Source organism: Rhodococcus sp. NPDC059234 (assembly GCF_042754225.1).
GTDB lineage: Bacteria > Actinomycetota > Actinomycetes > Mycobacteriales > Mycobacteriaceae > Rhodococcus_G.
The window spans coordinates 14,180-28,223 of sequence record NZ_JBHZAH010000034.1; the positions used below are offsets into that span (position 1 = coordinate 14,180).

Below are 14,044 nucleotides of genomic sequence, written 5' to 3' on the forward strand. Positions count from 1 at the left end.
CTTAGTACGGGCTGGGAATCCAGTGCAGTGGCTGGTCGGTGGGCCGGTAGCCGTGTGCGGACTGCCGGGGAGGCAGTTCGACGTCGTGGTGCTCCGGCGGTTCGTAGGGCACCTGGCCGAGCAGGTGGCTGATGACGTTGAGCCGGCCCCGCTTCTTGTCGTCCGTGTTGACGAGGAACCATGGCGCCCAACCCGTGTCGGTGAGTCTGAACATGTCGTCGCGGGCCCGGGAGTAGTCGTACCAGCGGCTGTACGACTCGAGGTCGAGATCGGAGAGCTTCCAGATCTTGCGGGGGTCGTCGATGCGACTCTGCAGTCGGAGGGTCTGTTCCTCCTCGCTGATCTCGAGCCAGTACTTGAGCAGGATGACGCCGGATTCGACAATGGTGCGCTCGACCGCGGGGATGGCCTCGATGAACTGCAGTGCCTGGGCTTCGGTGCAGAAGCCCATCACGCGCTCCACACCGGCGCGGTTGTACCAGCTGCGATCGAAGATGATCACCTCGCCGGCCGCGGGCAGGTGCGGCACGTACCGCTGGATGTACATCTGCGACTTCTCGCGTTCGGTGGGTGCGGGAAGTGCGACGACTCGAAACACCCGGGGGCTGACCCGCTCGGTGATGGCCTTGATCACCCCACCCTTGCCCGCGGTGTCGCGGCCCTCGAACACGATGCAGATCTTGGCGCCGGACGACTTGACCCATTCCTGCATCGCGACGAGTTCGGCCTGGAGGGGCGCGAGCAGGTGGCGATACTCCTTGTACTTCATCCGGTCCGACGGCTGCTGCTCCGCGCCGGGTGCGACGAGTTCGTCTCCGGACGGGGCCGGGGTGTGCCCGGACCGCCCGCCACGCGCTTTGTCGCCGCTGTGCTTGTTGTTGCCGTGCTTCTTTCCCACGGAACACCCCTCGATCTCATCGGCACGGATGAATCGACCAGTGTCATCATCCTCGCGGTCGCGGGGCCGCGCAGCCGAACCGCACCGTCGCGGGGGGTCGGTTTCGTGTGCGAGTGGACATCGCGTACCCTGGGGTGGTTGCCCATTCCGCTTGGTTACCTGACGAAAGAGTATTCGCGTGTCCTCCCACAGATCCACCTCGCACCGTCCGCAGGTCGGTGGCTTCGTGCTGGACACCCGCAGTCTCGGCCGTCGGCCCGGATCCATGGCAACCGTCACGCGCACCGTTTCGGCGCCGTCGCGCATCGGTCTGGACCTGATCTGGGTGCCCGAGGGCGCCGACGTCGACCTGGACCTGCGCCTGGAGTCGGTCTCCGAGGGCGTGCTGGTCACCGGCACCGTTCACGCGGAGACCAAGGGCGAGTGCTCGCGATGCCTCGAGCCGTTCGAGGGTGAGTTCGACCTCCACCTCACCGAGCTGTTCGCCTACCCGGACAGCGTCACCGAGGAGACCACCGAGGAGGACGAGGTCTACCGGGTCGAGGACGACCTGATCGACCTCGAACCGGTGATCGTCGACGCCGCTGGGCTTGAACTTCCGCTGCAGCCGATGTGCAGCGAAGACTGCCAGGGACTGTGCCCCGAATGTGGGGTTCGCCTGGCGATTGCAGAATCAGGGCATGGGCATGAGATACTGGATCCTCGTTGGGCTGCCCTCGCGGGGAAATTGGACGCCGGTCTCGACGTCGATACTGCAGCATCCCAGTCCAGCAAGAGTCGTGTGAACACCGAAGCCGAGGAGAAGTAGAAGTGGCTGTCCCCAAGCGCAGAATGTCGCGGTCCAACACCCGGTCGCGCCGCAGCCAGTGGAAGACCACTGCGCCCACCCTCATCACCTGCCCGAACCGTGGCTGCGGCGAGAAGACGCTGCCCCACATCGCGTGCCCGTCCTGCGGCACCTACAAGGGTCGTCAGGTCACCGCTGCGGTCTAGTCGCGCAGTGACGAGCAACACAGCTCCCGCCGGCGGCGAGGAGGGTACTCATGGTTCCCTCCTCGCCGCTCTTGGCGTTGTTCTGGACGAACCGCTCCTGACGTTGGCACTGACTCACCGCTCGTACGCGTACGAGAACGGTGGACTGCCGACCAACGAGCGACTGGAGTTCCTCGGTGACTCCGTCCTGGGCCTGACCATCACCGAGAAGCTCTACGTCACGCACCCGGACAAGTCCGAGGGCGAGCTCGCGAAGATCCGGGCCAGCATCGTCAACATGCACGCGCTCGCCGAGGTGGCGCGCGAGCTCGGCGAAGGCGGCCTCGGCGTGCATCTGCTCCTGGGCAAGGGCGAGGAGATGACCGGCGGGCGCGACAAGCCGAGCATCCTCGCGGACGGCATGGAGTCGCTGCTCGGTGCGGTCCACCTGCAGCACGGCATCGACACCGCGCGCACGGTGGTGCTCACCCTCTTCGCCGGGCTGCTCGAGCGGGCCCCCAAGCTCGGTGCCGGTCTCGACTGGAAGACCAGCCTGCAGGAACTCACCGCCGAACGCGGCGACGGCGTGCCGTCGTACGAGATCAGCGCGACCGGCCCCGACCACGACAAGGAGTTCACCGCGACAGTGGTCGTCGCGGGGAACCCGCTGGGTGTCGGCGTCGGACGGTCGAAGAAGGAAGCCGAGCAGAAGGCCGCCAGCACCGCCTGGAAGTCGCTCTCCGCGGGCGATTCCGCCACGGCGGACTAGGACGTCCGTCGTGCCTGAACTGCCCGAGGTCGAGGTGGTCCGGCGTGGGCTCGATGCACACGTCGTGGGTTCGCGCATCGAGTCCGTCGAGGTCCTGCACCCGCGCGCGGTGCGTAGGCACCTGCCGGGCGGAGCCGATCTGGCCGCGCAGCTCGCGGGACTGTCCGTGACCGGTGCCCGCAGGCGCGGCAAGTACCTCTGGCTCGAACTCGCGCCCGGCGACCTGGCCGTCGTCGTGCACCTCGGGATGAGCGGCCAGATGCTGGTCCAGCCGCCGGAGGCGATCCGGGAGAAGCATCTGCGTATTCTCGCCGAACTGGACACCGGCACCCAGTTGCGCTTCGTCGACCAGCGGACCTTCGGGGGCTGGGCGCTCGCGCCGATCGTCGAGGTGGACGGGGCGGCGCTCCCGGAATCGGTCGCGCACATCGCCCGCGACCCGCTGGATCCCGCGTTCGACGCCGAAGGCGTCGTCGGCGCCGTCCGCGCCAAGCACAGCGAGATCAAACGCGTGCTGCTCGACCAGACCGTGCTCTCCGGGGTCGGCAACATTTACGCGGACGAGGCGTTGTGGCGCAGTCGAATTCACGGAAACCGGCCCGCCGACCGGCTGACGCGGCCACAGGTGCGCGAGCTGCTGTCCGCCGTCGCCGAGGTGATGGGGGAGGCGCTCGAGCAGGGCGGCACCTCCTTCGATGCGCTCTACGTCAACGTCAACGGGCAGTCCGGGTACTTCGACCGGTCGTTGGCCGCCTACGGCCGCGAGGACCGGCCGTGCCCGCGATGTGGGGCCCCGATTCGCCGGGAGAAGTTCATGAACCGCTCGTCGTACAGCTGCCCGAAGTGTCAGCCGCGACCGCGAGCGGGACAGCGGTCTCGCTGACTGCCACCCCGAGTCGTCCCGGCGTACCCTCAATCCTGGGGGCGGTGAGATGAGGGTGGCGATTGCATGTCGTCCGCCGTTCGGGGCATTGCCGGGAATCTGCCGCTCGATCTGACCAGTTTCGTCGGCCGCCGCCGCGAGGTGACCGAAGCGAAGCGACTGCTGTCGGGCTCGCGCCTGGTGACGCTGAGCGGGATCGGTGGCGTCGGCAAGACCCGGCTCGCGCTGCGAGTGGCCGAGGATTCCCGCCGCGCGTTCGAGGGCGGGGCGTGGCTCGTCGAACTCGGCGAGTTGCACGACCCGGAACTGCTGGCGGAGACGGTGGTGTCCGCGCTCGGGTTGCGCGAGCAGTCCGCCCACCCGCCGCGGGCGCTTCTCGAGGACTACCTCGTCAGCCGGCATCTGCTACTCGTCCTCGACAACTGCGAGCACCTGGTCGGGGCGGTCGCGGAGCTCACTGAAGGGCTGTTGAAGGCCTGCCCCGAGCTCACCGTCCTGGCGACCAGCCGGGAGCCGCTGGGTATCGGCGGTGAGGCCACGCTGCGGGTGCCGCCACTGGGGGTGCCGGATCCGGACCGGCCGTCGTCGTTGGAGGCGCTGCCCGGATACGACGCGGTGACCCTGTTCGCCGAACGGGCGGGCGCCGTGGTGCCCGGGTTCGGCCTCACCGCCGAGAACCAGGTCGCGGTGACCCAGATCTGTCAGCGGCTCGACGGGCTGCCGTTGCCGATCGAACTTGCGGCGGCGCGGTTGCGGGCGATGTCCGTGCAGCAGATTCTGCAGCGGCTCACCGATCGACTGCGGCTGTTGACCAGGGGCAGTCGGGGTGCGCCCGAGCGGCAGCAGACACTGCGGCTGTCCATCGACTGGAGCTATGAACTGTGCACGGAGCAGGAGCGGGTGCTGTGGGCGCGCCTGACGGTGTTCGCCGGCAGCTTCGAGCTCGATGCCGCGGAGGGCATCTGTGCCGGGGACCCCGTGTCGGACGACCTACTTGACGTGGTGACGTCGCTGGTCGACAAGTCGATCCTGATTCGCGAGGAGTCCAGGGCCGTGGTGCGGTACCGGCTCCTCGAGACCCTCCGCGACTACGGTCGCGAGAAGCTCCGGGGGACCGGCGACTACACGGTGCGGCGGCGTCGGCACCGGGACTGGTACGAGCAGCTGGCGCGGCGGGCGGAGGCCGAGTGGATCGGAGCCCGGCAACTGGAGTGGATCGCCCGCCTCGAGCGGGAGCAGTCGAACCTGCGCGATGCGTTGACGTTCTGCCTCACCGAGCCCGGTGAGGGTGACAGCGGGGTGCGGATCGCCGACGCGCTGTACCCGTTCTGGCTCTCCCGCGGTCAGCTCAGCGAGGGCAGGCACTGGATGGATCGGGTGCTCGCCCGCCCCGGCGGGCAACCGAATGCGAAGCGGGTGGCGGCGCTCTGCGACGACACCGTGCTGGCGGTGATGCAGGGCGACCTCCGGGCGGGAACGTCACAGACAGATCAGGCGCGGGCCCTTGCCGAGAAGCTCGGCGACGACGCGGCGAGGGCGCTCGTCGCCTCTGCCAGCGGATATCTGGACATCTTCTCGGGTGACCTGCCTCGTGCGGTGCTGTCCCTCGAGGCGGCGCTCGACGTGTTCCGCGCCCAGGACGACCCGCTGCGGCGGGTGTCGAGTCTGCTCGGCGTCGCCCTCGCCGCCGGTCTGCGTGGGGACACTCGGCGGGCGATCGCCTGCCACGAGGAGGTCCTCGCGCTCACCGAGTCTCGGGGTGAGTCGATGTTCCGCGCCTACTCGCTGTGCATGCTCGGGCTGGCCGTGTGGCAGCAGGGCGACCCGGTCCGGGGGACGCAGTTGCTCGAGGAAGGGCTGCGGCTGACCCGGTTGATGGACGATCCGCTCACCGCCGCGACGAGCCTCGAGGCCCTGGCCTGGATCGCGGCCGAGCAGCACGAGTCCGAGCGTGCCGCGGTGCTGATGGGTGCGTCCGAGTCGGTAGGGCAGGCGTCGGGCATCAAGGCGGTCATCATTCCCGGGCTGCTCAGCTACCAGAAGCGGCGACGGAAGCAGGCCCGCGCCGCACTCGGGGCGCCGCGCTACGAGGCTGCGCTTCAGGAAGGCCGCGAGCTCACCGTGGACAACGCTGTGGCCTATGCCCTCGGCGAGCACCGGCTGCCGGTGGCGACCCCCGCGACGAACCGGCCCAGCCGCAACCTGGCCGCACCCGACGTCCGCCTGACGAACCGAGAACAGCAGGTGTCCGAACTCGTCGCGGAGGGGCTCACGAACAAGGCAATCGCCGCGAGGCTGGTGATCTCGCAGCGCACCGCCCAGGGACACGTCGAGCATGTCCTCGCCAAGCTCGGGTTCACCTCCCGCACCCAGATCGCCGCCTGGGTGGTCGAGCGGAACCGGGACCGGGGGACCTGACCGCGCAGGTGGAAGTGGGTGCAGCCGACGTGCGGGTGTAAAGAACGCGTCAACGCGCCAGGTCACCATGTCAGTGACCCGTAAGGAACATCGAAAAGGGCGATTTCGGGGAGCACTCTGCACTGTGGCCCGCTCACCGGGCCCGGTTCGCCGATGGCCGGCGACCGTGCACAGTCGAAGAGGAAGCGTCATGGCTGATCTGGCCTACGTTCTGCTGATGATCGGGTCTTTCGCTGCCTGCGCGCTGGTGTTGCGCGCCCTGCAGAGCAACTCCGGTCGTTCCGCGGTCTCCGCTCGCGGGACGGGCGACCGGTGACCGCGGCGGGCCTGCTGAGCGTCGCCCTCGTCGCGCTCGCGGCCGCGCTCGTGATCTACCTGCTGGTCGCGCTCGTCGATCCCGAAAGGTTCTAGCCAAGTGAATCCCGCCCTTGCCGCGGGACTGCAGACGGCACTGGTCATCGCGGTGCTGGCGATTCTGTACGTTCCCGTCGGCGACTACATGGCGAAGGTGTACACCACCGACTCCGACCTCCGGTCGGGCGACCTGCGCGTCGAGTCGACGCTGTATCGCCTGTGCCGCATCAATCCTCGCGTCGAGCAGACCTGGTACGGGTACGCCGGTTCGCTGCTCGGGTTCTCCGCGGCCGGCGTGTTGTTCCTGTACTTTCTGCAACGGATCCAGGGCGTGCTGCCGCTCAGCGGGGGACTGTCCGGCGTGAGCCCGGCCGTCGCGTTCAACACCGCGGTCTCCTTCGTGGCCAACACGAACTGGCAGTCGTACGCACCCGAGACGACGATGAGCAACCTCACCCAGCCGCTCGGGCTCGCCGTGCAGAACTTCGTCTCCGCCGCCGTCGGCATGGCCGTCGCGGTGGCGTTGATCCGCGGATTCGTCCGGGTCTCGCGGGGAGGGGAGATCGGCAACTTCTGGGTCGACCTGACCCGCGGCAGCCTGCGCATCCTGCTGCCCTTCTCGTTCGTCATCGCGTTGATCCTGTTGAGTCAGGGCGTGATCCAGTCGTTCCACACCGGATTCGGATCCACCGGGCTGGACGGGAACGCGGCCACCAACGCCCTGGCGCCGGTCGCCTCGCAGGAGGCCATCAAGGAACTCGGCACCAACGGCGGCGGCATCCTCGCGGCGAACTCCGCGCATCCCTTCGAGAATCCCACCCCACTGACCAACGTCGTGGAGATCATCGCGATCCTGCTGATCCCGGTGGCGTTGACCCGCACCTTCGGCACGATGGTCGGGGACCGCAAGCAGGGCCTGACCCTGCTCTCGGTGATGGGCCTGCTGTGGGGCGGTCTGCTCGCCGTCACCCTTGCCGCGGAGTCGGGCCACCGTGGCGCCGCCGCCACCGCGGCCGGCGGCATGATGGAGGGCAAGGAGGTCCGGTTCGGGATTCCCGGCAGCGCCCTGTTCGCCGTCAGCACGACGGGTACCTCCACGGGCGCGGTCAACGCCGCACACGACAGCATGTCGCCGCTCGGTGGCGGTGCGGTGCTGCTGAACATGCTGCTCGGCGAGATCGCCCCCGGCGGAGTGGGAACCGGGCTCTACTCGATCCTGATCTTCGCCCTCATCGCGGTGTTCGTCGGTGGACTCCTGGTCGGCCGCACCCCCGAGTACCTCGGCAAGAAGCTCGGCAAGCGCGAGATCACCCTGGCCGCACTGTCGGTCCTGGTCATGCCGGCGCTGGTCCTGATCGGCACGGGAATCACCGTGATCCTGTCGTCGACCACCGGATTCCAGGGCAACAGCGGCGATCCGGGTACACCCGGATCGATTCACGGATTCAGCGAGGTGCTCTACGCTTTCGCGTCGGCCTCGAACAACAACGGCAGCGCGTTCGGCGGCCTCACCGTCACCAGCGACTGGTTCCAGTCCTCGCTCGGCGTGTGCATGCTGCTGGGACGGTTCCTGCCGATCATCTTCGTGCTGGCCCTGGCGGGAGCGCTTGCCTCGCAACGCAAGACGGCACCGACGGCCGGCACCCTGCCCACCGCCGGGCCGATGTTCGCCGGACTGCTCACCGGCACCGTCGTCCTGGTGGCGGCGCTGACCTTCTTCCCGGCGCTCGCGCTGGGCCCGATAGCGGAGGCTTTGCAATGAGTGTGCAGTCAACGGTCGAGGAGCGACCCGAAGTGCTCGGGGTGCCCCCGACAGACCCGCACGGATCGAACCCGGTCAAGGCCGGAGTCTTCAGTCCTCGTCAGATGCTCACCGCGCTGCCCGGGGCCGTCCGCAAGCTCGATCCCCGTCATCTCGCACGCAATCCGGTGATGTTCATCGTCTTCGTCGGGTCCGTGGTGACGACGCTGATGGCCATCGGCGACCCGTCCGTGTTCTCGTGGGTGGTGGCGGCCTGGCTGTGGTTCACCGTGCTGTTCGCCAACCTCGCCGAGTCGGTGGCCGAGGGCCGCGGCAAGGCGCAGGCGGCGAGCCTGCGAAAGGTCAAGCAGGACACCACGGCCCATCGACTCCTCGCCGACGGGGCCACCGAGGCCGTGCCCGGTACCGAGCTGAAGGTCGGCGACCGAGTGGTGGTGACGACCGGCGAGGTGATTCCCGGCGACGGGGACGTGGTCGAGGGCATCGCCACCGTGGACGAGTCGGCCATCACCGGAGAGTCCGCGCCGGTGGTCCGCGAGTCCGGCGGCGACCGTTGCGCCGTCACCGGCGGCACGATCGTGCTCTCGGACCGGATCGTCGTGCAGATCACCGCCGCGCCGGGGCATTCGTTCGTCGACCGGATGATCGCGCTCGTCGAGGGCGCGGCGCGGCAGAAGACGCCCAACGAGATCGCGCTCAACATCCTGCTCGCCTCGCTCACGGTCGTCTTCATGCTCGCCGTGGTGGCGATCGGCCCGATGGGGCTCTACGCCGGACACGAGCAGGATCCGGTCAAGCTGATCGCTCTGCTGGTGTGCCTGATCCCGACGACGATCGGGGCACTTCTATCCGCGATCGGCATCGCGGGAATGGACCGGCTGGTCCAGCGCAACGTCCTGGCCATGTCCGGACGCGCGGTCGAGGCGGCCGGCGACATCGACACCCTGCTGATGGACAAGACCGGCACCATCACCTTCGGTAACCGGCGTGCGACCGCCCTGCACCCGGCACCGGGTGTCGGCGCCGCCGAACTCGCGGCGGCCGCGCGGCTGTCCAGCCTGGCCGACGGCACCCCCGAGGGCCGCAGCATCGTCGAACTGTGTGCCGTGGAGTTCGGGCTGTCCCCGGACCCCACGGACAGTGAACTCGAGGCCGAGTTCGTGCCGTTCACCGCGCAGACGCGGATGAGCGGGCTCGATCAGTCGGGTGCGGCGATCCGGAAGGGTGCCGGCGACGCAGTCCTCGGCTGGGTCTCCTCCCTCGGCGGTCACGCCGAGCCGGCGGTGACCGACACCGTCAACGAGATCGCGCTCGGCGGCGGCACACCCCTGGTGGTCGCGCAGTCCCGGGACGGCGAGATCCGAGTCCTCGGCGTGGTCCAGCTCTCGGACGTGGTCAAGCCGGGCATCGCCCAGCGATTCGCGGAACTGCGGGCGATGGGCATCAGGACCGTGATGGTCACCGGAGACAACCCGCTCACGGCCAAGGCGATCGCCGCCGAGGCCGGGGTGGACGACTTCATGGCCGAGGCCACCCCGGAGGACAAGCTGGCGTTGATCCGCAAGGAGCAGGCCGGAGGCCGACTGGTCGCGATGACCGGCGACGGAACCAACGACGCCCCCGCGCTCGCCCAGGCGGACGTGGGTGTCGCGATGAACACCGGGACCTCCGCGGCCAAGGAAGCCGGCAACATGGTGGATCTCGACTCGGACCCGACCAAGCTCATCGAGGTGGTCGAGATCGGCAAGCAGTTGCTGATCACCCGGGGCGCCCTGACCACCTTCTCCCTGGCCAACGACCTGGCGAAGTACTTCGCCATCCTGCCGGCGCTGTTCAGCGGGATCTATCCGCAGCTGGGCGCCCTGAACATCATGCACCTGGCCACACCGCAGTCGGCGATCGTCTCGGCGGTGGTGTTCAACGCGCTGGTGATCGTCGCGCTGATCCCGTTGGCGCTCAAAGGTGTCCGGTACCGGCCCTCGACCGCGTCGCAGTTGCTGGGCCGGAACCTGTTGATCTACGGCCTCGGCGGCGTGGTCACCCCGTTCGTCGGGATCTGGCTGATCGACCTCGTAGTCCGTCTCGTTCCTGGAATTGGGTGAGCTCGAATGCGATTCACTATCGGTTTGGTGCGGCAGGTGTGGGCGGGACTGCTCGTCCTGCTGGCACTCACGGTGATCCTCGGTGTGCTGTATCCGGCCGCGGTGTGGGGTATCGGCCGGATCAGCGCGGGTTCGGCGGAGGGCTCGCCGGTCCGCGACGCCAACGGTTGCGTCGTGGGGAGCCGGTGGGTCGGCGTCGACCCGCAGGTGACCGCCGGAGCGCCGGATCCGTTCTTCCACAACAGGGTCACCGGTTCGGTGTCCGAGGAGATCGCCTTCGCCCCCGGCGATCCGGCCACGGCCCTGCCGACCAACCTGGGCCCGAGCAGCGAGCTGCTGGCAGGCTTCGTCCACCAGCGCCGCGAGGCCGTCGCCGCACGTGAGGGGGTGCCGGCGTCCGAGGTTCCGCTCGATGCGGTCACCGGATCAGGGTCGGGTATCGACCCGCACATCAGCCCGGCATACGCCCAGTTGCAGGTGCGCCGGGTCGCGGAGGTCACCGGGCTCGGTGAGGCACGGGTGCGCGAGCTGGTCGAGGAGCACACCGAGGGGCGTCAGCTGGGGATTCTCGGCGCCGAGCGCGTCAACGTGCTCGAACTCAACCTCGCCCTCGGCCTGACCGCGCCTTCGTGCGGCACCTCCTCGACTGGTGGATGATGGCCAGGTGAGCGGTACCGACACCCCCGACGGGCGCAGGCGCGGAGAACTGCGGATCTACCTGGGCGCGGCACCGGGTGTCGGCAAGACGTTCGCGATGCTCGGTGAGGCGCACCGGCGTCGCGAGCGGGGGACCGACGTGGTCGCGGCCGTGGTGGAGACCCACGGCCGCGCCCGCACGGCGGCCCAACTCGGTGACCTCGAGGTCATTCCGCCGAAGCTCGTCGAGTACCGCGGCACCACGATGGGCGAGCTGGACGTGGACGCGGTGCTGCGGCGCAGGCCGTCCCTCGTGCTCGTCGACGAACTCGCCCACACCAACACCCCGGGCAGCCGCAACCAGAAGCGTTGGCAGGACGTGGAAGAACTCCTCGTTGCCGGCGTCGATGTGTTGACGACACTGAACGTGCAGCATCTCGAGAGTCTCGGTGACGTGGTCCACCAGATCACCGGTGTGGTCCAGCAGGAGACCGTTCCGGACGCTGTGGTGCGCGCCGCTACCCAGGTCGAACTCGTCGACATTACCCCGGAAGCACTGCGGCGCAGGCTCTCCCACGGCAACATCTACGCCGCGGAGAAGGTGGACGCGGCCCTGAGCAACTACTTCCGTCGCGGGAACCTCACCGCACTGCGGGAGATCGCGCTGCTGTGGGTGGCGGACCAGGTCGACGCTGCGCTCGCGAAGTATCGTGCCGAGAACGCGATCACGGACACCTGGGAGGCGCGCGAACGGGTCGTCGTGGCCGTGACCGGAGGCCCGGAGTCCGAGACGCTGGTGCGCCGTGCCAGCCGGATCGCGTCGAAGGCCAGCGCCGAACTGATGGTCGTGCACGTGGTGCGCGGCGACGGCCTGGCCGGGGTGTCCGCGCCCGAGATGGGCAAGGTGCGTGCGCTGTGTTCGAGTATCGGCGCGAGCCTGCACAGCGTGGTCGGCGACGACGTCCCGGGGACGCTGCTGGATTTCGCGCGGTCGGCGAACGCGACCCAGCTCGTGCTGGGCACGTCGCGGCGCTCGCGCTGGGCGCGGATCTTCGACGAGGGCATCGGCGCGAGCGTGGTGCAGCGCTCGGGCAGCATCGACGTGCACATGGTCACCCACGGCGAGACGAACACCAGGCGCAGGCTGTCACCGCCAGGATCCCGCTCGCGCAAGATCCTGGCCTGGGTGGCGGCGGTGCTGGTGCCGGCCGCGGCATCCTCGGTGATGGGGGTGACCGACCATCACTTCGGCGTCGGCGGCGAGAGCGCGCTGTTCTTCATCGTGGTGCTGCTGGTGGCGCTGCTCGGCGGCGTCGGCCCGGCAGCGTTGTCCGCCTTGATGTCCGGGCTGCTGTTGAACTACTTCTTCACCCCGCCGCTGCACAGCTTCACGATCGCCGAGCCCGACAACTTCATCACCACCGTGGTGCTGCTGGTGATCGCGGTGGCCGTGGCCGTCCTGGTGGATGCGGCGGCGAAGCGTGCCAGGGAGTCGCGCCTGGCCTCGCAGGAGGCCGAGCTGCTGGCACTGTTCGCCGGCTCGGTGCTGCGTGGTGCCGACCTGCCCGCGCTGCTCGAGAAGGTCCGCGAGACCTACGGTCAGCAGTCCGTCAGCGTGATCCATCGGGGTGTCGGGGTGGTGAGCTCGGTGGGGGATGCGCCGCCGACGTCGGTCGCGGACGCCGACACCGCGTGCGAGGTGGGCGAGGGCGAGTACGCGCTGGCGCTGCGGGGCAGCGAACTGCGGGCGAGGGACCGGCGGGTGCTCGCGGCCGTCGCGAACCAGGCGGTCGGGCTGATCCGGCAGGCTCAACTCGCCGAGGAGGCCAGCGCCGCGCAGGCCCTGGCGGAGGCGGACCGGCTCCGCCGCTCGCTGCTCTCGGCGGTGAGCCACGACCTGCGTACGCCGCTCGCCGCGGTCAAGGCGGCGGTGTCGAGCCTGCGCAGTGACGACGTGGAGTTCTCCCCGGAGGACACCGCGGAACTGCTTGCGACGGTGGAGGAGTCGACGGACCAGCTGACCAACCTGGTCGGCAACCTCCTGGACTCCTCCCGTCTCGCGGCGGGCGTCGTGCGGCCGTCCCTGCGGCCGGTGTACCTCGAGGAGGTGGTCCACCGCGCCCTGGTCGGGGTGGGCGTCGGCACCCCGGTTCTCGGCCGGGCGGGACGCGAGCGCGTTCAGGTCGACGTCGGCGGGCACGCGGTCGCGGCGGACAGCGGTCTGCTCGAGCGGGTGATCGCGAATCTCGTGGACAACGCGCTGCGGTACGCGCCGGACTCCCCGGTCCGCATCGCGGCGGCGGACGTGGGGGACCGGGTGCTGATCACGGTGGCCGACACCGGACCCGGGGTGGCACGGGGCGCGGAGGACCAGATCTTCGACTCGTTCCAGCGTCTCGGAGACCGCGACAACTCCACGGGTGTCGGGCTGGGGCTGTCGGTCGTGCGGGGGTTCGTCGAGGCGATGGGCGGAACGGTCTCCGCCACCGACACCCCCGGTGGCGGACTGACGATGGTGGTGGACTTGGCTGGAATCGGGAAGGTGACGGCATGACCGAGGTGACTGTGTGACACGAGTACTGGTGATCGACGACGAGCCGCAGATCCTCCGGGCGCTCCGGATCAACCTGAGCGTGCGCGGGTACGAGGTGAGCACGGCGGCGAACGGCGCCGCCGCGCTGCGGGCGGCTGCCGAGCGTCACCCCGAGGTGATCGTCCTCGATCTGGGACTGCCGGACATGGACGGCATCGAAGTGCTGGCGGGCCTGCGGGGGTGGTCCACCGCGCCCGTCATCGTGCTGTCGGCACGAACCGACTCCGCGGACAAGGTCGCGGCTCTCGACGCGGGTGCCGACGACTACGTGACCAAACCCTTCGGGATGGACGAGTTCCTCGCGCGGCTGCGCGCGGCGGTGCGCCGGAACTCGGCGGCCGCGGACGCCGCGGAGCCGGTCGTGGTGACCGACTCGTTCACCGTCGACCTCGCGATGAAGAAGGTGACCAAGGGCGATCAGGAGATTCACCTGACGCCCACCGAGTGGGGGATGCTCGAGATGCTGGTGCGCAACAAGGGCAAGCTGGTCGGGCAGAAGGAACTGCTGCGCGAGGTGTGGGGGCCTGCCTACGCGACCGAGACGCACTACCTGCGCGTCTACCTGGCGCAGCTGCGGCGGAAACTCGAGGACGACCCGTCCCGTCCCCGCCACCTGATCACCGAGGCGGGAATGGGATACCGCTTCCAGGAGTGAGC

The 14,044-nt window shown here is 69.2% G+C and carries 13 protein-coding genes; 12 read left to right on the plus strand and 1 reads right to left on the minus strand.

The window, feature by feature from the left end:
- Nucleotide 1: 1 nt before the first annotated feature.
- Entirely contained in the window at nt 2-898 is an 897-nt protein-coding gene (gene ppk2 / locus ACFXGJ_RS10185) for a polyphosphate kinase 2 (protein WP_378618476.1), read from the minus strand.
- A 226-nt stretch (nt 899-1,124) separates the two neighbouring features.
- On the opposite strand from ppk2, the gene ACFXGJ_RS10190 reads away from it, so the two are divergent.
- The 12 genes from ACFXGJ_RS10190 to ACFXGJ_RS10245 all read left to right on the plus strand — a co-directional run bounded on the left by ACFXGJ_RS10190 (nt 1,125) and on the right by ACFXGJ_RS10245 (nt 14,042).
- Complete coding sequence (locus ACFXGJ_RS10190) at nt 1,125-1,706, plus strand: YceD family protein (protein ID WP_378618542.1); 582 nt, start codon at nt 1,125-1,127, stop codon at nt 1,704-1,706.
- Nucleotides 1,707-1,708: 2 nt separating this feature from the next.
- The gene (rpmF, locus tag ACFXGJ_RS10195; protein ID WP_137799096.1) at nt 1,709-1,891 is read left to right on the plus strand and encodes a 50S ribosomal protein L32; all 183 of its coding nucleotides are present in this window, start codon (nt 1,709-1,711) and stop codon (nt 1,889-1,891) included.
- Between the two features lie 7 nt (nt 1,892-1,898).
- Entirely contained in the window at nt 1,899-2,639 is a 741-nt protein-coding gene (gene rnc / locus ACFXGJ_RS10200; RefSeq protein ID WP_378618479.1) for a ribonuclease III, read from the plus strand.
- Nucleotides 2,640-2,649: 10 nt separating this feature from the next.
- On the plus strand, nt 2,650-3,522 hold the full coding sequence (gene mutM / locus ACFXGJ_RS10205; RefSeq protein ID WP_378618482.1) for a bifunctional DNA-formamidopyrimidine glycosylase/DNA-(apurinic or apyrimidinic site) lyase: 873 nt from the start codon (nt 2,650-2,652) through the stop codon (nt 3,520-3,522).
- A gap of 66 nt (nt 3,523-3,588) precedes the next feature.
- Nucleotides 3,589-5,940: a LuxR C-terminal-related transcriptional regulator gene (locus tag ACFXGJ_RS10210; RefSeq protein ID WP_378618484.1), complete on the plus strand. Its 2,352-nt coding sequence runs from the start codon at nt 3,589-3,591 to the stop codon at nt 5,938-5,940.
- 190 nt (nt 5,941-6,130) lie between these two features.
- Nucleotides 6,131-6,256, plus strand: coding sequence for a hypothetical protein (locus tag ACFXGJ_RS10215; RefSeq protein WP_378618487.1), 126 nt, complete (start codon nt 6,131-6,133; stop codon nt 6,254-6,256).
- On the plus strand, nt 6,253-6,351 hold the full coding sequence (gene kdpF, locus ACFXGJ_RS10220; protein ID WP_378423007.1) for a K(+)-transporting ATPase subunit F: 99 nt from the start codon (nt 6,253-6,255) through the stop codon (nt 6,349-6,351). The genes ACFXGJ_RS10215 and kdpF overlap by 4 nt, the downstream gene beginning before the upstream one ends.
- 4 nt (nt 6,352-6,355) lie before the next feature.
- Complete coding sequence (kdpA, locus tag ACFXGJ_RS10225) at nt 6,356-8,056, plus strand: potassium-transporting ATPase subunit KdpA (RefSeq protein ID WP_378618503.1); 1,701 nt, start codon at nt 6,356-6,358, stop codon at nt 8,054-8,056.
- On the plus strand, nt 8,053-10,158 hold the full coding sequence (kdpB, locus tag ACFXGJ_RS10230; protein WP_378618506.1) for a potassium-transporting ATPase subunit KdpB: 2,106 nt from the start codon (nt 8,053-8,055) through the stop codon (nt 10,156-10,158). The genes kdpA and kdpB overlap by 4 nt, the downstream gene beginning before the upstream one ends.
- Nucleotides 10,159-10,164: 6 nt before the next feature.
- Nucleotides 10,165-10,815, plus strand: coding sequence for a potassium-transporting ATPase subunit C (locus ACFXGJ_RS10235; RefSeq protein WP_378618508.1), 651 nt, complete (start codon nt 10,165-10,167; stop codon nt 10,813-10,815).
- Between the two features lie 7 nt (nt 10,816-10,822).
- Nucleotides 10,823-13,348, plus strand: a complete 2,526-nt coding sequence (locus tag ACFXGJ_RS10240) for a DUF4118 domain-containing protein (RefSeq protein WP_378618510.1) — start codon at nt 10,823-10,825, stop codon at nt 13,346-13,348.
- Between the two features lie 13 nt (nt 13,349-13,361).
- Nucleotides 13,362-14,042, plus strand: a complete 681-nt coding sequence (locus ACFXGJ_RS10245) for a response regulator (protein WP_378618513.1) — start codon at nt 13,362-13,364, stop codon at nt 14,040-14,042.
- Nucleotides 14,043-14,044 lie beyond the last annotated feature (2 nt).